Origin of the sequence: Comamonas sp. UBA7840 (assembly GCF_002501455.1) — a bacterium.
GTDB classification, from domain to species: domain Bacteria; phylum Pseudomonadota; class Gammaproteobacteria; order Burkholderiales; family Burkholderiaceae_C; genus Comamonas; species Comamonas jiangduensis.
On the sequence record NZ_DLTI01000041.1, the window covers coordinates 135523 to 155449 of the forward strand.

A 19927-nucleotide genomic window follows, 5' to 3' on the forward strand; every position below is an offset into this window, starting at 1 on the left:
GAACGCCATGACCTTGCTGACCCAAGCGATCAACTGGAACCGCATTGAGGACGACAAAGACCTCGAAATCTGGAACCGCGTCACCGCCAACTTCTGGCTGCCCGAGAAGGTGCCACTGTCCAACGACATTCCTTCGTGGGCTACGCTGCGCCCCAACGAGCAGCAGCTGACCATCCGCGTGTTCACCGGCCTGACGCTGCTCGATACCGTGCAAAACCAGGTGGGTGCGCCTTCGCTGATGCACGATGCGGTCACGCCGCACGAAGAGTCGGTGCTGTCCAACTTCACCTTCATGGAAGCCGTGCACGCGCGCAGCTACTCGTCGATTTTCTCCACGCTGTGTTCCACCACCGAAATTGACGAAGCCTTCCGCTGGTCTGAAGAAAACCCCTGGTTGCAAAAAAAGGCTGCACTCATCTTGAATGAGTACAAGGCCATGGAAACGCCGCTGAAGAAAAAGATTGCCTCTGTGTGCCTGGAGAGCTTCTTGTTCTACTCGGGCTTTTACCTGCCGCTGTACTGGTCCAGCCGTGGCAAGCTGACCAACACCGCCGATCTGATTCGCCTCATCATCCGCGACGAGGCCGTGCACGGCTACTACATCGGCTACAAGTTCCAGCTGGCCTACGCCAAGCTCTCGGAAGCCGAAAAAGAAGAAGCCAAAGCAGCCGCCTACGGCATGCTGTACGACTTGTACGAGCTGGAGTGCCACTATGCGGCCGAGCTGTATGACTCGGTCGGCCTCACCGAAGACGTCAAACGCTTCATGCACTACAACGCCAACAAGGCACTGAGCAACCTGGGTTTTGAGCCCATGTTCCCCGAGGACATGTGCCAGGTGAACCCCGCCATCATGGCCGCGCTCAGTCCCAGCGCCAACGAGAACCACGACTTCTTCTCGGGCTCGGGCTCTTCCTACGTCATCGGCAAAGCGGTCGCCACCGAAGACGAAGACTGGGACTTTTAACCCACACTTTGCCAGCACCCTGCGCCCGCCAAGGCCTGCGCACCTTCAAAAAAAGCACTCACTACGGGTGCTTTTTTCATGTCTGGCACATACAACATGCACAGGTGCACGCCTTCGCTGTGCAGCAATCACAAAAAAAGATAGCTTCTAGCGCTTTAAAAACATAGCTCTCAGGTACTTTTTATGTGGAAAACATGAATACACCAGCGCTATAAGCTATCAAGAATAATCAGCGCTTCCTTGTCGCTGCCAACGCTTGTGCATCAAGCAAAACTTCTGCAAATGGCTAAATACGCTTCCAATCCGCGTCCAACAGCAGACGCAAAAAAGCCTCTTAAATCTTCGATTTAAGAGGCCAAGAATTGGTGGGTGATACATGGATCGAACATGTGACCCCTGCCGTGTGAAGGCAGTGCTCTACCGCTGAGCTAATCACCCTGCGCTGGCATAAATGCCAACTTTGAATTTGGTGCGTGATACATGGATCGAACATGTGACCCCTGCCGTGTGAAGGCAGTGCTCTACCGCTGAGCTAATCACGCTAAATTTGCAGCCAGTGCAAACTTAAATTTGGTGGGTGATACATGGATCGAACATGTGACCCCTGCCGTGTGAAGGCAGTGCTCTACCGCTGAGCTAATCACCCTGCGCTGACATACCTGCCAACTTGAATTTGGTGCGTGATACATGGATCGAACATGTGACCCCTGCCGTGTGAAGGCAGTGCTCTACCGCTGAGCTAATCACGCTAAATCTGCAGCCAGTGCAAACTTCAAATCTGGTGGGTGATACATGGATCGAACATGTGACCCCTGCCGTGTGAAGGCAGTGCTCTACCGCTGAGCTAATCACCCTGTATCAAATCACCATCAATCAGTGATCTGACAAGCCCACGATTATAGCCGAGCTTACTTGGCGTTTTCCCAAACGCGCCAAATAGTTTTGTCTCCAGATGCTTTGTCAATCTCTGCCAGCACTGCGGTGTGCAGCGCCAGCTCCTGCTCATTGGCCTGCAGCACGGGCAGCTTAAAGCCTCGCAGATCTATCGCCGCCACACCACTACCGCCCCACGCGCCGGTGCTACCACCCGCATCGTCCAGCATGACCAGCGAGTTCTGGCCGCGCGTCATATTAATGTAGACGTCTGCCAGCAACTCCGCATCCAGCAAAGCGCCGTGCAACTCACGGCCGCTGTTGTCCACCTCCAGGCGCGAGCACAGTGCGTCCAGCGAATTGCGCTTACCGGGAAACATTTCCTTGGCCATCACCAAGGAATCCGTCACCTTATCCACATAGCTCGTGAGCGGCTTTAACCCCAGTTGCTCCAGCTCTTTGTTCAAAAAGCCCACGTCAAAAGGAGCGTTGTGAATGATCAGTTCAGCGCCTTGCAGATAAGCCAAGATTTCTTGCGCTTTTTCTGCAAATTTGGGTTTATCGCTCAAAAACTCCGTCGTCAACCCGTGTACGCGCAAGGCATCGGGGTGACTGTCACGTTCTGGATTGAAATACAGATGCAGGTTGTTGCCCGTGAGCTTGCGGTTGACCAGCTCCACACAACCGAGCTCAATCACTCGGTCACCCGTCTCTGCAGACAGGCCCGTGGTTTCCGTATCCAGAACGATGAGACGTGACATAGCTATCAGTGGTTTTCTTTGGCGTGGTTGATCGAGTACTTGGGAATTTCCACCACCAGATCGGTCTGCGCCACGATGGCTTGGCAGCTCAAACGCGACTGTGGCTCCAGACCCCAGGCACGATCCAACAAATCATCCTCTTCTTCTTCAGAAGCATTCAAGCTGTTAAAGCCCTCGCGCACGATCACGTGGCAGGTGGTGCAAGCGCAGCTCATATCGCAAGCGTGTTCAATCTTGATATTGTTATCCAGCAAGGCCTCGCAAATAGACGTGCCCGCTGGCACTTCCAAGCTTGCACCTTCAGGACAATATGCTGCGTGGGGAAGAATTTTGATGGTTGCCATATTCTGAATTCTGAATGGGTCAAGAAATAGATTGAACGCTCTTGCCAGCCAAAGCTTGGCGAATGCCACGGTTCATGCGCTCTGCAGCAAATGCCTCTGTCCCCTTGGCGAGGGCTTGCGTGGCCGCTTCCACAATAGCTGCATCATCCGATGTCACCGTCTGGCGCAATTGCGCCATCAAGGCTTCAATATCTGCCCGCTGTGCGGGTGCCAGCACATCACCGTCGGCATCCAGTGCGCTTTGGGTGGCCAGCAGCATGCGGTCTGCATCCACGCGCGCTTCCACCAGCGCACGCGCCTTCATGTCTTCCTGGGCCGTCGCAAAGCCGTCTTGCAGCATCTGCGCCACCTGCTCATCAGACAGACCGTACGACGGCTTGACTTCAATGTGCGCTTCCACGCCACTGCCTTGCTCTTTGGCACTGACAGACAGCAGTCCATCAGCATCTACGGTGAAACTCACGCGGATACGCGCTGCACCTGCAGCCATAGCAGGAATGCCACGCAGCTCAAAACGCGCCAGACTGCGGCAGTCTTGCACCAGATCACGCTCGCCCTGCACCACATGAATGGCCATGGCTGTCTGGCCATCTTTATAGGTGGTGAAGTCTTGCGCACGGGCCGTAGGAATGGTTTCGTTGCGCGAGATGATGCGCTCCACCAAGCCACCCATAGTTTCCACACCCAGCGACAGAGGAATCACATCCAGCAGCAGCAACTCACCAGCGGAATTATTTCCAGCAAGTTGGTTGGCCTGAATGGCAGCCCCCAGCGCCACCACCTCGTCAGGATTCAAATTGGTCAGCGGAGGCTGGCCAAACAGCTGCGCCACCGCCTCACGCACTTGAGGCATGCGAGTGGAGCCACCTACCATCACTACACCCTTGACTTCTTCCACGGTCAAGCCCGCATCACGCAAAGCACGACGCACCGCCTGCAGCGAACGCTTGGTCAGCGCAGCAGTAGCTTGGGCAAAATCTTCGCGCCCTACAGACTGAGCCAATGATGCGCCACTGGGCAGCGTCAACTCAAAGAGCGTGCTTGGCGAATCGGTCAAGCGTTCTTTGCACGCTTTGGCAGCAACGCGCAGTGCAGCCCAATCTTCCAACGACTGCGGCTGCACATGGGCCTGCTCCAGCACCCAGCGCACCAAGGCAGCATCGTAATCGTCGCCCCCCAAGGCAGAGTCACCACCGGTGGCAATCACTTCAAACACACCGTGCGTCAGGCGCAAGATGGAGATGTCAAACGTGCCACCACCCAGGTCATACACCGCATAGATGCCTTCGCTGGCGTTATCCAGCCCATAGGCAATCGCCGCAGCCGTAGGTTCATTGATCAGGCGCAGCAAATTCAGGCCTGCGAGCTTGGCCGCATCCTTGGTAGCTTGGCGCTGTGCATCGTCAAAATACGCAGGCACGGTAATCACTGCACCGTGGATGTCATCGTTGAACGTATCTTCCGCACGGTAGCGCAGCGTGGCCAAAATCTCCGCACTGATCTCAACCGGGCTTTTGCGCCCCGCACGGGTTTGCAGCGTCACCATCGCGTTGGCGTCGGGTTGCTCAAAGGCATAAGGCAGTTGCTGAGCGTGCTCACCCAAATCTGCCAAGCTGCGCCCCATAAAGCGCTTGACCGACACAATGGTGTTGGCCGCATCTTCTACCTCATGGCTGCGTGCGGCATACCCGATTTCTCGCTTGCCTTCTGGCGCATAGCGCACCACCGATGGCAGCAGCACACGTCCATCATCATCGGGCAGGCACTCTGCAACGCCATTGCGAACGGAGGCCACCAAAGAATGCGTCGTGCCCAAATCGATACCCACCGCAATGCGGCGCTGGTGAGGATTGGGAGATTGACCGGGTTCAGAAATTTGCAATAAGGCCATGGTGTGAATCTGTCTCTTTATGAGCGGCACAACCGCTCCTGTGCCCCGGCGGCTAGCCCAAGGCGTTCTAACAAGCCTATTGTTCCAGTTGCTCGCGACGTCGATCGATGTCTTGTGCAAAGCGCTCAACAAACATGAGGGATCTCACGGTTTGCACCGCCTCCTGAGCGCCTGCCTCAGACACCAATAATTGCTCGCATTTTTGAAGCATCTTGCGCTTAACTGAAGCCACTTCCGACTCTAAATCATTCAAATGATCTTCCGTCGTTGCCTCTTCCAATGCCTCACGCCACTCCATTTGCTGGATCAAGAAATCCGTCGGCATGGCCGTGTTGTCTTCAGCCCGCACAGGCACACCAAACAGCTCGCACAGATAGGCCGCCCGTTTGAGCGGATGCTTCAAACGCTGGTAAGCCTCATTGATACGCACCGACCATTGCATGGCCACGCGCTGTGCAACGCCGCCCTCCCCTGCGAAACGATCTGGGTGGGTTTGCTTTTGCAACTTTTTCCAACGTTCGTCGAGCATGGCGCGATCCAGAGCAAACTGCCGCGGCAAACCCATCAATTCAAAATCGTCAGACTGCAGATTCATATCAATAAAAAACCGCCAGCACGAGAGCAATGGCGGTTTGGTGTGTATGGGCACGCAGGCCCGTTGGCAATTTAGATGCGGAAGCTCTCACCACAACCGCAGCGATCCCGCTCATTCGGATTGTGGAACTTAAAGCCCTCATTCAATCCTTCGCGCACAAAGTCCAACTCCGTGCCGTCGATATAAGCCAAGCTCTTGGGATCGATCATCACCTTGACGCCATTGCTCTCAAACACGACGTCGTCAGGATCTTGCTCGTCCACATATTCCAGCTTATAGGCCAGACCGGAGCAGCCAGTGGTTTTCACCCCCAGGCGTACCCCGATCCCTTTGCCGCGCTTTGTCAGGTAGCGATTGACGTGGCGCGCAGCTGCATCAGAGAGCGTGACTGCCATTTTTATTCAGCAGCAACGGTCTCGCCACGCTTGGCACGGTAGTCGTTCACCGCGGCCTTGATCGCGTCTTCGGCCAAGATGGAGCAGTGCACCTTAACGGGCGGCAAAGCCAGCTCTTCAGCAATGACGCTGTTTTTCAGTGCTGCTGCCTCGTCCAGCGTTTTACCTTTGACCCATTCGGTCACCAGCGAAGACGAAGCAATCGCCGAGCCGCAGCCATAGGTCTTAAAACGCGCATCTTCGATCACACCGGTTTCAGGGTTCACCTTGATTTGCAGCTTCATCACGTCACCGCATGCAGGTGCGCCTACCATACCGGTGCCAACGCTGTTGTCACCCTTGTCAAAAGAGCCAACGTTGCGGGGATTTTCGTAGTGGTCAATAACCTTGTCGGAGTAAGCCATGGTGTCTACCTCTTGAATTCAAATAATCAGTGCGTTGACGTGGTTGGCGTGCTTAGTGCTCAGCCCACTGGATGGTGCTCAGATCAATACCATCCTTGTACATTTCCCACAGCGGGCTCAGTTCACGCAGCTTGGCCACATTTTGGCGAATGGTCGAAATGGCATAGTCAATCTCCTCTTCCGTGGTGAAGCGACCGATCGTCATGCGCAACGAGCTGTGCGCCAACTCGTCGCTACGACCCAAGGCACGCAGCACATAGCTAGGCTCTAAGCTGGCAGAAGTGCATGCCGAACCCGAAGACACCGCCAAACCCTTGATACCCATGATCAAGGATTCACCTTCCACGTAGTTGAAGCTGATGTTCAGGTTGTGGGGCACGCGGTGCTCCAGGTCACCGTTGACGAACACTTGCTCAATATCCTTCAGGCCGTCCAGCAAACGCTGCTGCAATCGCTTGGCGTGCTCGTAGTCCTGCTGCATTTCTTCCTTGGCAATACGGAAAGCCTCACCCATGCCCACGATTTGGTGGGTGGCCAAGGTGCCCGAGCGCATACCGCGCTCATGGCCGCCACCGTGCATTTGCGCTTCCAGGCGCACACGGGGCTTGCGGCGCACATATAAAGCGCCAATGCCTTTAGGGCCATAGGTCTTGTGCGACGCCAAGCTCATCAAGTCGATGGGCATGGTCTGCATATCCAGAGGCATCTTGCCGGTGGCCTGCGCTGCATCCACGTGGAAAATGATGCCCTTTTCACGGCAGAGCGCACCAATCGCGTTCAAGTCCTGAATTACACCGGTTTCATTGTTCACCGCCATCACGCTGGCCAAAATAGTGTCAGGGCGAATAGCAGCCTTGAACACTTCCAGATCCAGCAGCCCGTTTTCCTGCACGTCGAGGTATGTCACCTCAAAGCCCTGGCGCTCCAGCTCACGCATGGTGTCCAGCACAGCCTTGTGCTCGGTCTTCACAGTGATCAGGTGCTTGCCCTTGCCTTGGTAAAAGTGCGCTGCACCTTTGATGGCCAGGTTGTCAGATTCGGTCGCACCACTGGTCCAGACGATTTCACGGGGATCGGCATTGATCAGCTCTGCCACTTGCGTGCGGGCCTTTTCAATCGCTTCCTCTGCTTCCCAACCCCAAGCGTGGCTGCGCGATGCTGCATTACCAAAGTGCTCACGCAGCCATGGAATCATGGCATCCACGACGCGAGGATCACAAGGTGTAGTCGCACCGTAGTCAAGATAGATGGGGAAATGTGGGGTCATGTCCATGGCTGGCTCTATTGAAATCTGTCTGGCACCTTCAGTGCCTAATGGAAACTCTTCACTGCCTGCCGAGCGCGCCCGGCGGGCTTGCGCTCGCGATCAAGACTTGGCAAATACGTTACCCAATGCGAACACCGAGTTAGGGGCATTCACACGGATAGGCTTGACCACAGGCGCGGTCGAAATAGCACGACGCACGACAGGCTTGTCTTCGATCTGGACACCCTTGGCCAACTGCTCGTCCACCAGCTTTTGCAAGGTGACAGAGTCCAAAAACTCCACCATGCGCTGGTTCAGGGCCGACCACAGCTCGTGCGTCATGCAACGACCTGCTTCGCCCATGCAGTTTTCCTTACCGCCACATTGGGTGGCATCAATGGGTTCGTCCACCGAAACAATGATGTCTGCAACCGTGATCTCAGCCGCTTTGCGCGCCAAGGTGTAGCCGCCACCGGGGCCACGTGTCGACTCCACCAATTCATGGCGGCGCAACTTGCCGAACAACTGCTCCAAGTAGGACAGTGAAATTTGCTGGCGCTGACTGATCGCTGCCAGCGTGACAGGGCCATTGTTTTGGCGCAGGGCCAAATCGATCATGGCAGTGACCGCAAAGCGGCCTTTGGTAGTGAGACGCATCGTGAGCTCCTTCAGTCAGGCTATTAGTTACAGAAACATCAATCGCGGCAAACCGGATTGACTACCGCCTCCGCCCTTACTCCAGCTTCGCCGTTTATCCAGCGCGCCGAGCCCTTCAAATTAAGAAGTTTTTTGTTGTTGTTGAGTGAATACCCGGAGTATACCAGAAACCCCATCAATTTTGTCGGATACATGCAATCGCCGTCATAAACCAGAGCTATCAATGCCGAAAAAGTGCTTCAAAATCAAACCCCAAACAGCTTTTGCTTCAACACAGCCAGCTGATCTCGCAAGCGTGCAGCGGCTTCAAACTCCAGGTTCTTCGCACGCTCCAGCATCTCCTTCTCCATTTTTTTGATCTCTCTGGTGAGTTCGGCTTCAGACATAGCATCGAACACCCCATGGCGAACTTGCGCACGGCTTTGCTCATCTGCTGCGCGCACGCTTTTTTCGCTGTAAACCCCATCAATCAGGTCTTTCACCCTCTTGACAAGTGCTTTGGGCGTTATGCCATTTTCTTCATTAAAAGCAATTTGCTTGGCGCGACGGCGCGCGGTTTCATCCATCGCTTTGCGCATGGAATCCGTAATACGGTCTGCATACAAAATCGCCTTGCCATTCAGATTGCGTGCTGCGCGGCCTATGGTTTGAATCAGGCTGCGCTCGGCGCGCAAAAAACCCTCTTTGTCTGCATCCAGAATCGCAACCAGTGATACCTCCGGAATATCTAAGCCTTCACGCAGCAAGTTGATCCCGACCAGCACATCAAACACCCCGAGGCGCAGGTCGCGAATGATCTCTACGCGCTCCACCGTATCGATGTCAGAGTGCAAATAGCGCACTTTCACACCGTTTTCCGTCAGATAGTCGGTCAACTGTTCGGCCATGCGCTTGGTCAGCGTAGTAATCAGCACCCGCTCGCCACACTGCTCACGCAGGCGAATTTCCTGCAAGACATCGTCCACCTGGTAGGTGGCCGGGCGCACCTCGATCTCGGGGTCGACCAAGCCCGTCGGACGCACCACCTGATCGACCACCTGCCCCGAATGCGTCTTTTCATAATCCGCTGGCGTGGCAGAGACAAAAATCACCTGGCGCATGCGCTGCTCAAACTCTTCAAACTTGAGCGGGCGGTTGTCCATGGCCGAAGGCAGGCGAAAGCCGTACTCCACCAACGTCGTCTTGCGCGCACGGTCGCCGTTGTACATGGCGTTGAGCTGACCAATCATCTGGTGGCTTTCATCCAAGAACATGATCGAGTCCTTGGGCATGTAATCGGTCAATGTGCTCGGGGGCTCGCCCGGCGCTGCCCCCGAGAGGTGGCGCGTGTAGTTTTCAATGCCTTTGCAATGCCCGACTTCGCTGAGCATCTCAATGTCAAAGCGCGTACGCTGCTCCAAGCGCTGCGCCTCCACCAGCTTGCCCATCTCCACCAACTGCTTGCTGCGTTCGCGCAGCTCTTCTTTGATGGTTTCCACGGCCGCCAGCACCTTGTCGCGCGGCGTCACGTAATGGCTGCTGGGGTAAACGGTAAAGCGTGGAATGCTTTGGCGAATACGGCCAGTGAGCGGATCAAACAGCTGCAACGTGTCGATTTCGTCGTCAAACAGCTCAATGCGCAGGGCCAGCTCCGAGTGTTCCGCAGGGAACACATCAATCGTGTCACCACGCACACGAAACGTGCCGCGCGAAAAATCCTGGTCGTTGCGCTGGTACTGCATGCGAATGAGCTGCGCAATCACATCGCGCTGATTCATGCGGTCGCCCGCGCGCAGCGTCATCACCATCTGGTGGTAACTCTCTGGCTCACCAATACCGTAAATAGCCGATACCGTGGCCACAATCACCACGTCACGCCGCTCCATCAGGCTCTTGGTGCATGACAGGCGCATCTGCTCAATATGCTCGTTGATGGCGCTGTCTTTTTCGATGAACAGATCGCGCTGAGGCACATAGGCCTCCGGCTGGTAGTAGTCGTAGTAACTGACGAAGTACTCCACCGCGTTTCGCGGAAAGAACTCACGAAACTCGCTGTACAGCTGGGCAGCCAAGGTTTTATTGGGCGCAAAAATGATGGCAGGCCGCCCCAGGCGTGCAATCACATTCGCCATGGTGAAGGTCTTGCCCGAACCGGTCACCCCCAGCAACGTTTGAAAGGTTTCACCGTCTTGCACGCCTTCCACCAGCTTTTGAATGGCAGTGGGCTGATCCCCTGCAGGCGGATACGGCTGAAACAGCTCAAAGGGTGAGTCTGGAAAAGTGACAAAAGTGCCTTGCGGCTCAGAAGCAATGTTTTGGTCTTGCATGAGTTTATGTCTTCAACGCATAGGCTGTTGCCGGAGTAAAATGGCGAGCTAACCCTCAAGCCTACCGCAGGAGTCAGTTGAGGGTTCGCTGCATTATTTCTACCCTCAAGGACAATCCATGTCTCTGTTTACCGCCGTCGAAATGGCCCCCCGCGACCCGATCCTGGGTCTGAACGAACAATTCGCAGCCGACACCAACCCTAGCAAGGTGAACTTGGGCGTGGGCGTTTACTTCGATGACAACGGCAAGCTGCCTTTGCTCCAGTGCGTGCAAGCTGCTGAGAAGGCCATGATGGACAAGCCCACCCCCCGTGGTTACCTGCCCATCGACGGTATTGCCGCTTACGACAATGGCGTCAAGGCACTGGTGTTCGGCGCTGACTCCGAGGTGGTCACCTCCGGCCGCGTCTCGACCGTGCAAGCGATTGGCGGCACGGGCGGCCTGAAGATTGGCGCCGACTTCCTGAAGAAGATCAGCCCCAACGCCAAGGTGCTGATCTCCAACCCCAGCTGGGAAAACCACAAGGCCATCTTCACCAACGCAGGTTTTGAAGTCGGCACCTACGCCTACTACGACGCGGCTACCCGCTCGGTCGACTTCGCCGGCATGCTGGCTGACCTGAACGCCGCCGCGCCCGGCACCATCGTGGTGCTGCACGCCTGCTGCCACAACCCCACCGGTTACGACATCACTGCCGCCCAGTGGGACCAGGTGATTGAAGTGGTCAAGGCCAAGGGCCTGGTCGCCTTCCTGGACATGGCCTACCAGGGCTTTGGCCACGGCATCGCCGAAGACGGCGCCGTGATTGGCAAGTTCGTGGCTGCTGGCCTGAACATCTTTGTGTCAACTTCCTTCTCCAAGAGCTTCAGCCTGTACGGCGAGCGCGTGGGCGCCCTGTCAGTGGTCGCCAACGACAAGGAAGAAGCCGCACGCGTGCTGTCGCAGCTGAAGATCGTCATCCGCACCAACTACTCCAACCCACCCACCCACGGTGGTGCGGTCGTAGCCGCCGTTTTGAACAACCCCGAGCTGCGCGCTCTGTGGGAAAAAGAACTGGGCGAAATGCGCGTGCGCATCAAGGAAATGCGCCAAAAGCTGGTGGACGGCCTGAAGGCCGCCGGCGTGACCCAGGACATGTCCTTCATCACCACCCAGATCGGCATGTTCTCGTACTCCGGCCTGTCCAAGGAACAGATGGTGCGCCTGCGCTCTGAGTTCGGCGTGTACGGCACCGACACCGGCCGCATGTGCGTGGCCGCGCTGAACAGCAAGAACATCGGGCACGTGTGCAAGGCGATTGCTGCAGTGATGTAAACCGCACAAGCCTCGCGCTTATGCACCCAACCGCCTTCGGGCGGTTTTTTCTTGGCTAATCATGAAAAACATAGCTGCCAGCGCAACCAAATCAATGCTTTCAATAAAAAAAATACTTGAATCGCTTCATTAGCAAGCGCTGGCAGCTATCAAATATGCAATTGACGCCTTGGTGGCAGACTTTGCAGCCTGCTAGCCTTACAAAGCTGGCATGCAACCCTCCAGCCACACAGCCCACACCAACGCCACCCATACAGCAGCCACGCTGCAGCCGCTGCAAGGCATTCGCATTCTGAGCTTGGCGCTGAACTTACCCGGCCCGGCGGCCTTGTTGCGCTGCCACCGCATGGGCGCCCAGTGCAGCAAGCTCGAGCCGCTGGCCACAGCTAGCCAGCCCAGTGCAGACCCCATGCATGCCTACAGCCCTGCGGCCTACGCGCAGCTGCACGACGGCATCACCTTGTTACAAGCCAACCTCAAAACCGAGGCGGGGCAAGCGCTGCTGCACCAGCAACTGGCACAAACCGATGTGTTGCTCACCTCGTTTCGCCCCAGCGCACTGGCCAAATTGGGGCTGGAATGGGACAGCCTGCACACCCAACACCCACAGCTGTGCATGGTGCGCATCTTTGGCAGCACCCAGCCTGCAGAGGCTGACCACGCAGGCCACGACCTGACCTACCAGGCCGAGGCGGGCTTGACCGATCACGGGCAACTGCCCGCCAGCTTGTTTGCAGACATGACGGGCGCCGTCATGGCCAGCGAAGCCGTCTTGCAGGTGCTGATGGCACGCGCCCGCAGCAACGCCGGCTACTGCCTGGACATTGGCTTGGCCCAAGCGGCGCAGTGGCTGGCACTGCCGCGGCAGTGGCAAATGACCACGGCACAGGGCGATGTAGGTGGCGCCCATGCTGGCTATCGCATGTACCGCTGCCAAGATGGCTGGGTCGCGCTGGCTGCGCTGGAGCCCCACTTTGCCCTGCGCATCTGCCAAGCCGTCGGGCTGACGGACTGCAACGGCAGCGTCCCGCAGATGCGCACGCCCGCAGTGCATGCAGCCATTGAGACTTTCATGCAGGGCCACCGCCGCAGCCACATCGCAGCAATGGCAGCACAAAGCGACATCCCTCTACACCTGATTGCTGATCACCCTGAATAATTACTGCGACCCATCTCGGCACAGTATTCACTCCACGCAGCACGCTTATTTAGATTGACAGACTTGCCCAGTTGTTGTGCTTGATAGGTTGCTGTCGATGCCTCACAGCCAAACGGCGCTGTGGTCACGGAATTACCGCCGCGCTGGGGACTGTGGTTAACTCTGGACAACAGCCATAGCATCCGACATACGAAACGGCTGTGCGGCTACAAAAAACCACCCCATGGTGCGTTACAACATACGTATTGGGTGGTAAACGCTCCCACAAGGCGCAGCACAGTTGCTGCACCACCGCACCATCCACCCTCATCGAACAACACCTACGCCATGTGCACGCATGCATTGTTTACAGCTTCTACTGCTAACCGCCCGCACCTGTTGAGGCCGTGGCAACCCCATTCTTCAAACTGAGGCAACATTGCTTTCGCAAGGCGACATTCGCCCACCACATGCAAGCCACCGATTGAAAACAGGAGACACTTGCATGCCCCACTCCACCATCAGCAAAACCTACACTTGGCGACGCTGGATTTTTATCTCTGCGGTCGCGGTGCAATTACTGGTTGCCAGCAGCAGCATCGCCCTGATGTCTTCGGTGCGCGTGGTGGTCAGTGGTGAAAGTTTGTGGAGCAAGGGCTTCTCTTCGGCGGTCATGCACCTACAGCGCTATGCAGAAACTGGCAATCTGCAAGACTACACAGACTTCCAAAAGTCTCTGTCTATCCCTATCGGGATGGGCGAGGCCCGCCAAGTGCTCGACGCGCAGACTCGCAACAACAGCGCCATCCGCGAAGGCCTGCTCCAAGGCGAAAACCACCCCTCAGATGTAGACAGCTTGCTGCGCATCCTGCCTTGGGTCTGGAATCTCCAAACCCTGGCCCCCACGATCGAGTATTGGCGCCGTGGTGATCGCCATGTGCAAGCAATTCAAGCGTTGGGCCACCAAATTCAAGAGCGGCGCAGCACAGATAAACCGGTGACTGCGGCTGAAATTGATGCCTGGCACCAACAAATTTCAGACCTCGGCAGCACCGTGATGCCGCTGTCCAAGCAATTCAGCGCATCGCTTGGCAGCAATTCGCGGCAGTTGGGCCGGTTGTTGCTGATCATCAATTTACTCACGGCCATGGTGCTGAGCCTGATTTACTGGTTCTCGGTGCAAAGGGCCATCGCCGAAAGCGCCAAGGCTTACAGCGAGCTCGAGGTAGAACGCCAACGCAGCAGCGTCACCTTGGCGGCCTTGGGCGACGGAGTGATTACGCTCGATGTACAGCAGCGCATTCTGTATGCCAACCCCTCAACTTCACAGCTGCTGGACCTTCCCTCTGCGCAATTGCTGGGACGCAACATTGCAGAGGTACTGGGCTTTGTGCCAGAGCTAATTGCCACCCACAACGCCTCCTTGGCGCAGGCAAAGAAAAGCAATAGCGACAACCACGTCCACTGGATCACAAGGCCCGGCAAAGACAATGTGGCCGTGCGCGTGTCCATCACCGCCTTGGAAAGCGAATCCAAGCATTCGGGCACCGTCATCGTGCTGCATGACGTGTCACAGGAGCAAAACTACATGCGCATGCTGGCTTGGCAAGCCAGCCACGACGCTTTGACGGGACTGCAAAATCGCGCATCCTTTGAGCAATACCTTGAGCAAATTATTGGCCGCCAGCAGGCCAGCTTGCTGCAACTGAACCTGGATCACTTCAAGATGATCAACGCCACCTACGGGCACTCCGTGGGGGACGAAGTGCTTCGGCAAGTTTGCCATCTCCTACGCTCTGCGCTGCGTGAAAGCGATGCGCTAGCGCGTATTGGCGGCGATGAATTTGCCATCTTGCTCACCAACTGCCCTCCCCATGCAGCCATGCAAACGGCCGAGCGTTTGCGCAAAAGCGTGCATGAGCTGAATGTGCATTGGCACCAAAAAAATCTGCACACCGGTGTCAGCATTGGTGTGGTGCACATCGAGCCCCACCACAGCAGTGCACCCCAGTCATTGCTGAGCATGGCGGACAACGCATGCAAACACGCCAAAGAAAGTGGGCGCAACCGCATCTCTGTGTACAACCCGTTCAACCGCATTTTCCAGCGCTACCAAGGGGATATGGAATGGGTGCAGCGCCTGCGATCGAGTTTAGAGAACAACCAGTTCTCGCTCATGGCACAAACGGTCTACCCGCTCAAGCCACAGCCCAAAGGCATGGGCGGCGTTCACTTTGAGGTGCTGCTGCGCCTGAAAGACGGGCAAGGGCCATTGATTGCACCCTCCGTCTTCATCCCGATTGCAGAGCGCTACGACCTCATGCCCCATATTGACCGCTGGGTGGTGCGCAACACCTTGAAACTGCTGCGCACCCACCTGTCCGAAGGCGCCAATATCAGCACCTGCTCCATCAATCTCTCCGGGGCCAGCTTGGGCGATAGCGAGCTGTTGGACTTCATCCGCCACAACATTTGGGAGCATGGCGTTTCTGCAGAAAAACTCTGCTTTGAAATTACCGAAACCAGCGCGATTGCCAGCCTGGAAAGCGCCACCTTCATGATTACCGAGTTGCGCAAACTGGGCTGCCGCTTCTCACTGGATGACTTTGGCTCTGACATGGCCAGCTTCAAGTACCTTCAGCAACTGCCGGTGGATTACCTCAAGATTGATGGCAGCTTTGTGCAAGACATGCTCAAGAACCCCAGCAACCACGCCATGGTAGAAGCCATTCACCACATTGGCCGGGTGCTGGGCAAGCACACAGTGGCAGAGTTTGTGGGTGATGCCGCTACCTTTGAAGCCCTCAAAGCCATGGGCGTGGACTATGCGCAGGGCTTTTACATTGCCCCACCCGTGCCACTGAACGCGGAGTTCTTTGCGCGCGCAGCACTGCCACCTCCCCAGATCGTGCCTGCAGGTACAGAAAGAAAGTCTGTGCCACGGCACTGACGCCACCGCGGCAGTGCATAGTGCATGTCCCCCAGAGCAGCCCGCCCACAAAAAAGGCCGACGTTGATGCGTCGGCCTTGTGTTTTCAAAAGCGCTGCTTCTGCTTCAACGCTTGGGCTTTTTAGCCCCTGGCGCCGCAGTACGCGGCTTGACGCCTGCACGCGGGGGCAGGCCTGTGTGCTGCGTCATCAACTTGCCGGGGCGCGCTTGATTGTCCTGGGCGCGGAAGCGCACATCGCCCTTGGGCTCCTTGGCTGCATGCTCATCCACCTGGCGAGGGCGCAAAGCCACTGCCTTGCCATCCTTGTTGGTGGTGTAGCCCATGCCCGTCTTCACCGACGCCGATGTCGTGCTGTTTTTCTTGCGCGCACTTTGGTAGCTGCCATCCACCAAGGGCTGGAAGGTGGGAATCAAATGGTGCTTGCCGTTGCCAATCAGGTCTGCGCGGCCCATGGTTTTGAGCGCGTCACGCAGCAGCGGCCAATTGTTGGGGTCGTGGTAGCGCAAGAATGCCTTGTGCAGACGGCGGCGCTTTTCACCGCGCACGATGTCCACGCGCTCTTCCTCCTCGTCACGCATTTCGCGGCGCACCTTGGTCAAGGTGTTGCGGCCACTGTGGTACATGGCCGTGGCCGTGGCCATGGGGCTGGGGTAGAAGGTCTGTACCTGGTCTGCACGGAAGCCGTTTTTCTTGAGCCAAATGGCCAAGTTCATCATGTCTTCATCGCTGGTTCCGGGGTGGGCCGCAATGAAGTAGGGAATCAAAAATTGCTTTTTGCCGGCCTCTTCGCTGAACTTCTCAAACAGCTGCTTGAACTTGTCATAGCTGCCAATGCCCGGCTTCATCATCTTGTTCAGCGGGCCCGCCTCGGTGTGCTCCGGTGCAATCTTCAGGTAGCCACCCACGTGGTGCTGCACCAGTTCTTTGACGTATTCCGGCGACTTGACGGCCAAGTCGTAGCGCAGGCCCGAGCCGATCAAAATCTTCTTGATGCCGGGCAGCTTGCGTGCGCGGCGGTAGATTTTGATCAACGGGCCGTGATCGGTATGCAGGTTCGGGCAGATACCAGGGAACACACAGCTGGGCTTGCGGCAGTGCTTTTCAATCTCGGGGCTGGAGCAGCCCAGTCGGTACATATTGGCCGTAGGGCCGCCCAAGTCAGAAATCGTGCCGGTAAAGCCTTTGACCTTGTCGCGAATGTCTTCGATTTCTTGAATGATCGAATCTTCCGAGCGGCTTTGAATGATGCGGCCCTCGTGCTCCGTGATCGAGCAGAAGGTGCAGCCGCCAAAGCAGCCCCGCATGATGTTGACCGAGGTGCGAATCATCTCCCAGGCCGGGATCTTGGTCGCGCCTTCGTGGCTGCCGTGCTCGTCGGCATAGCTGGGGTGCGGGCCGCGCGCATACGGCAGGCCAAACACCCAGTCCATCTCGGCCGTGGTCAGTGGGATGGGCGGCGGGTTCAGCCACACATCGCGCGCGGTCGCGCCTTCGCCGTGGGCTTGCACCATGGCGCGGGCATTGCCGGGATTGGTTTCCAGGTGCAGCACGCGGTTGGCGTGGGCGTACAGAATCGGGTCACTCTTGACCTGCTCATAGCTGGGCAGGCGCAGCACTGTCTTGTCGCGGGGGGGCAACTTGCTTTTGCTGCGCAGCGACAAGTTCGGGTTGGGCACAAACTGGATCGGTTGCACCGCAGGCATGGCCGGCACCGTCGATTCAGTGCCATTTTGGCCTGTAGCGCAAGCTGCGCCTGCGCTGGCAGCTACAGAATTTGATCCATCGTCCTGAGAGCAGCTTTGGCCTTGGGCCGCAGCCTGCTCGCTGGTGGTCATGTAGGGGTTGATGTGGGCTTCCACCACACCAGGTTCATCCACCTCGGTGGAGTCCACCTCAAACCAGCCGTCTTCGGAGGCACGGCGCACAAAGGCGGTGCCGCGCACATCGGTAATTTGCTCCACCGGCTCGCGGCGGGCAATGCGGTGTGCCACTTCCACCAGCGCACGCTCGGCGTTGCCGTAGAGCAGGATGTCGCACTTGCTATCCACCACGATGGAGCGGCGCACCTTGTCGCTCCAGTAGTCGTAATGCGCGATGCGGCGCAGCGAACCCTCAATGCCACCCAGCACAATCGGCACATCGTTGAAGGCTTCGCGGCAGCGCTGGCAATAAACGATGGCGGCACGATCCGGGCGCTTGCCGCCCACGTCGCCGGGGGTGTAGGCGTCGTCCGAGCGAATTTTGCGATCCGCCGTGTAACGGTTGATCATCGAATCCATATTACCCGCAGTCACGCCCCAAAACAGGTTGGGCTTGCCCAGCGCCTTGAAGGCCTCGGCGCTGTGCCAGTCGGGCTGGGCAATAATGCCCACGCGAAAGCCCTGAGACTCCAGCACGCGGCCAATCACGGCCATGCCAAAGCTGGGGTGGTCTACATAGGCGTCGCCCGTCACCAAGATGATGTCGCAGCTGTCCCAGCCCAGCTGGTCCATCTCAGCCCGGCTCATGGGCAAAAATGGCGCCGTGCCGAAACGCTTCGCCCAGTACGGGCGATAGCTGGTCAGCGGCTTGGCATCGCGCTGAAAAAAGGAGACATCAATCGGTGCGTTCATCGGGGGATTCGTGCGGGAAAATTCAACCCGACAGTGTACGTTTCCACCTCTAACATTGGGGGGAGTAGGTTTATAGCGCTGCGCGCAGGCTGTACTTGCGCTACAACCGATTTTTACTCCGTCTACCCTGCCCACTGCAATGAGCATCATCGTCTTTCACCTGCACAATGCCCAACCCGAAGGCCAAGCCCCCGTGTGGCAGCCGCACAGCCAAGCCTATAGCGACCAAGAAATGGGCCAGGCCCTGGCCGACTGCCAGACCCTGCGCGCCAACCCTCGCAATATGCATGTGTGCATCTCGTCCGAATTGCGCGCCATGGTCGGCAGCATGGGCGTGTCCGCCGTAGAAAATGGCCGCACCCCGGATGGCGAGATCTACGAATGGAGCAAAGCCGGCCGCGCGGGCGCAGCACGCCGACGTTGAAGCGCCGCAGCGTGGCAGACCAAAAAAGCATCAAAACCACCTCTAACGCTTACCCAACAAGCGTCAGCAGCTATTGTTTTAAGCTTGGGTAGCTTTCCAGCCAAAGTGCTGCAGCCCGGGCAGCGCCGCCTGCGCCGCGGCATAGCCTTCATCCATCGCTTCTTTGGCGCGGTGGAAATCCAGCAAGCCCAAATGCGCCAGGCGCGGCGCAATCACCAGCTCGGGCGGGTCGCCCGCCATGCGGCTGCGCGTGATGCGCATCTGCATGATGTTGACGCTGGTCATCACCACATCCAGCAGCGAGGGCATCTGCGCGCTGGGCGGCACATCGGGGGAACGTGGGCCGGGCATCCAGCCGCGCAAGCGCTCCAGCCACACAGCGTTTTGTGCGGCCACCACTTCACCTTGCGCCTCGGCGGCATCCAGCGCCCCCGTCGTATCGCTCACGGGTGCCACCACGCCCAGCGGGCGCATATGACGCTGAATCAAATCGGCATTCAAATCAACGGCAATCACAATGTCTGCGCCCATGGCGCGCGCCAGAGATGCAGGCACCGGATTGACCAGGCCACCATCCACCAGCAAACGCCCGCCACGCTGCACCGGGGTAAACAGGCCCGGCAAGGCGATGGAGGCGCGCACGGCATCTGCCATGGAACCCTCGCGCAGCCAGACCTCTGCGCCCGAATGCAAATCGGTGGCCACTGCCGCAAAGGGGATTGCTGAGGACTCGATATCAAAATCGACGAAATTGCGGCGCCAAAAATCAATGAGCTTCTCGCCCTTGAGCATGCCGCCCGACAGCTTGAAGTCCATGAAACCGAACACGCTGCGCATATTCAAGGTCTGCGTCCACTCGGCAAAGCGATCGAGCTCGCCCGCCGCGTAAGCAGCGCCCACCAGCGCACCGATGGAGGAGCCACACACGACATCGGGTTTGATGCCCGCATCGTCCAGGGCCTTGAGCACCCCCATGTGTGCCCATCCTCGCGCTGAGCCACTGCCCAGCGCCAGACCAATCTTCGGAGTGCGCGGGGCCAGTGCCATA

The 19927-nt window shown here is 57.5% G+C and carries 16 protein-coding genes and 5 tRNA genes; 5 read left to right on the top strand and 16 right to left on the bottom strand.

Going from position 1 to position 19927, the window contains the following annotated elements:
- The first annotated feature begins 7 nt into the window (after positions 1-7).
- Complete coding sequence (gene nrdF / locus B3R00_RS15330) at positions 8-967, top strand: class 1b ribonucleoside-diphosphate reductase subunit beta (protein ID WP_219162069.1); 960 nt, start codon at positions 8-10, stop codon at positions 965-967.
- A 363-nt stretch (positions 968-1330) separates the two neighbouring features.
- Here nrdF and B3R00_RS15335 read toward each other — a convergent pair.
- The 14 genes from B3R00_RS15335 to uvrB form a co-directional block, all read right to left on the bottom strand.
- Positions 1331-1405: transfer RNA gene (locus B3R00_RS15335), tRNA-Val, on the bottom strand.
- Positions 1406-1434: 29 nt separating this feature from the next.
- Positions 1435-1509: transfer RNA gene (locus tag B3R00_RS15340), tRNA-Val, on the bottom strand.
- Between the two features lie 29 nt (positions 1510-1538).
- Positions 1539-1613: transfer RNA gene (locus tag B3R00_RS15345), tRNA-Val, on the bottom strand.
- A 28-nt stretch (positions 1614-1641) separates the two neighbouring features.
- Positions 1642-1716: transfer RNA gene (locus B3R00_RS15350), tRNA-Val, on the bottom strand.
- A 30-nt stretch (positions 1717-1746) separates the two neighbouring features.
- Positions 1747-1821, bottom strand: a tRNA-Val gene (locus tag B3R00_RS15355).
- A 54-nt stretch (positions 1822-1875) separates the two neighbouring features.
- Positions 1876-2601 (bottom strand): DNA polymerase III subunit epsilon, encoded by a 726-nt coding sequence (gene dnaQ / locus B3R00_RS15360; protein ID WP_286999743.1) that lies wholly within the window; start codon positions 2599-2601, stop codon positions 1876-1878.
- A gap of 5 nt (positions 2602-2606) precedes the next feature.
- Positions 2607-2945: an ISC system 2Fe-2S type ferredoxin gene (fdx, locus tag B3R00_RS15365; RefSeq protein WP_174863809.1), complete on the bottom strand. Its 339-nt coding sequence runs from the start codon at positions 2943-2945 to the stop codon at positions 2607-2609.
- 19 nt (positions 2946-2964) lie between these two features.
- A complete protein-coding gene (hscA, locus tag B3R00_RS15370; RefSeq protein WP_286999744.1) occupies positions 2965-4836 on the bottom strand; it encodes a Fe-S protein assembly chaperone HscA in 1872 nt (623 codons plus the stop codon).
- Positions 4837-4912: 76 nt separating this feature from the next.
- Complete coding sequence (gene hscB / locus B3R00_RS15375) at positions 4913-5431, bottom strand: Fe-S protein assembly co-chaperone HscB (RefSeq protein ID WP_286999746.1); 519 nt, start codon at positions 5429-5431, stop codon at positions 4913-4915.
- A gap of 71 nt (positions 5432-5502) precedes the next feature.
- The gene (iscA, locus tag B3R00_RS15380; protein WP_219162073.1) at positions 5503-5826 is read right to left on the bottom strand and encodes an iron-sulfur cluster assembly protein IscA; all 324 of its coding nucleotides are present in this window, start codon (positions 5824-5826) and stop codon (positions 5503-5505) included.
- A 2-nt stretch (positions 5827-5828) separates the two neighbouring features.
- Positions 5829-6230, bottom strand: coding sequence for a Fe-S cluster assembly scaffold IscU (gene iscU / locus B3R00_RS15385; RefSeq protein ID WP_219162074.1), 402 nt, complete (start codon positions 6228-6230; stop codon positions 5829-5831).
- 52 nt (positions 6231-6282) lie between these two features.
- The gene (locus B3R00_RS15390) at positions 6283-7503 is read right to left on the bottom strand and encodes an IscS subfamily cysteine desulfurase (protein WP_284214800.1); all 1221 of its coding nucleotides are present in this window, start codon (positions 7501-7503) and stop codon (positions 6283-6285) included.
- A 93-nt stretch (positions 7504-7596) separates the two neighbouring features.
- A complete protein-coding gene (gene iscR / locus B3R00_RS15395) occupies positions 7597-8133 on the bottom strand; it encodes a Fe-S cluster assembly transcriptional regulator IscR (RefSeq protein WP_054067271.1) in 537 nt (178 codons plus the stop codon).
- Positions 8134-8378: 245 nt separating this feature from the next.
- Entirely contained in the window at positions 8379-10439 is a 2061-nt protein-coding gene (gene uvrB, locus B3R00_RS15400) for an excinuclease ABC subunit UvrB (protein WP_286999747.1), read from the bottom strand.
- Positions 10440-10557: 118 nt separating this feature from the next.
- Here uvrB and B3R00_RS15405 point away from each other — a divergent pair, with 118 nt between their 5' ends.
- The 3 genes from B3R00_RS15405 (at position 10558) to B3R00_RS15415 (ending at position 15842) form a co-directional block, all read left to right on the top strand.
- Positions 10558-11754 carry an amino acid aminotransferase gene (locus B3R00_RS15405; protein ID WP_286999748.1) on the top strand — a complete coding sequence of 399 codons (1197 nt, stop codon included), beginning with the start codon at positions 10558-10560 and terminating at the stop codon, positions 11752-11754.
- Between the two features lie 211 nt (positions 11755-11965).
- Positions 11966-12913 carry a CoA transferase gene (locus B3R00_RS15410; RefSeq protein WP_286999749.1) on the top strand — a complete coding sequence of 316 codons (948 nt, stop codon included), beginning with the start codon at positions 11966-11968 and terminating at the stop codon, positions 12911-12913.
- 484 nt (positions 12914-13397) lie between these two features.
- Positions 13398-15842, top strand: a complete 2445-nt coding sequence (locus B3R00_RS15415) for a putative bifunctional diguanylate cyclase/phosphodiesterase (RefSeq protein ID WP_286999750.1) — start codon at positions 13398-13400, stop codon at positions 15840-15842.
- 105 nt (positions 15843-15947) lie between these two features.
- Here the strand turns inward: B3R00_RS15415 and B3R00_RS15420 are convergent, their stop codons facing one another.
- Complete coding sequence (locus B3R00_RS15420; protein ID WP_286999751.1) at positions 15948-18455, bottom strand: YgiQ family radical SAM protein; 2508 nt, start codon at positions 18453-18455, stop codon at positions 15948-15950.
- Between the two features lie 139 nt (positions 18456-18594).
- Between B3R00_RS15420 and B3R00_RS15425 the strand changes: the two genes are divergently transcribed.
- A complete protein-coding gene (locus B3R00_RS15425; RefSeq protein WP_286999752.1) occupies positions 18595-18879 on the top strand; it encodes a hypothetical protein in 285 nt (94 codons plus the stop codon).
- Positions 18880-18957: 78 nt separating this feature from the next.
- Here the strand turns inward: B3R00_RS15425 and B3R00_RS15430 are convergent, their stop codons facing one another.
- Complete coding sequence (locus B3R00_RS15430) at positions 18958-19926, bottom strand: patatin-like phospholipase family protein (protein WP_286999753.1); 969 nt, start codon at positions 19924-19926, stop codon at positions 18958-18960.
- Position 19927 lies beyond the last annotated feature (1 nt).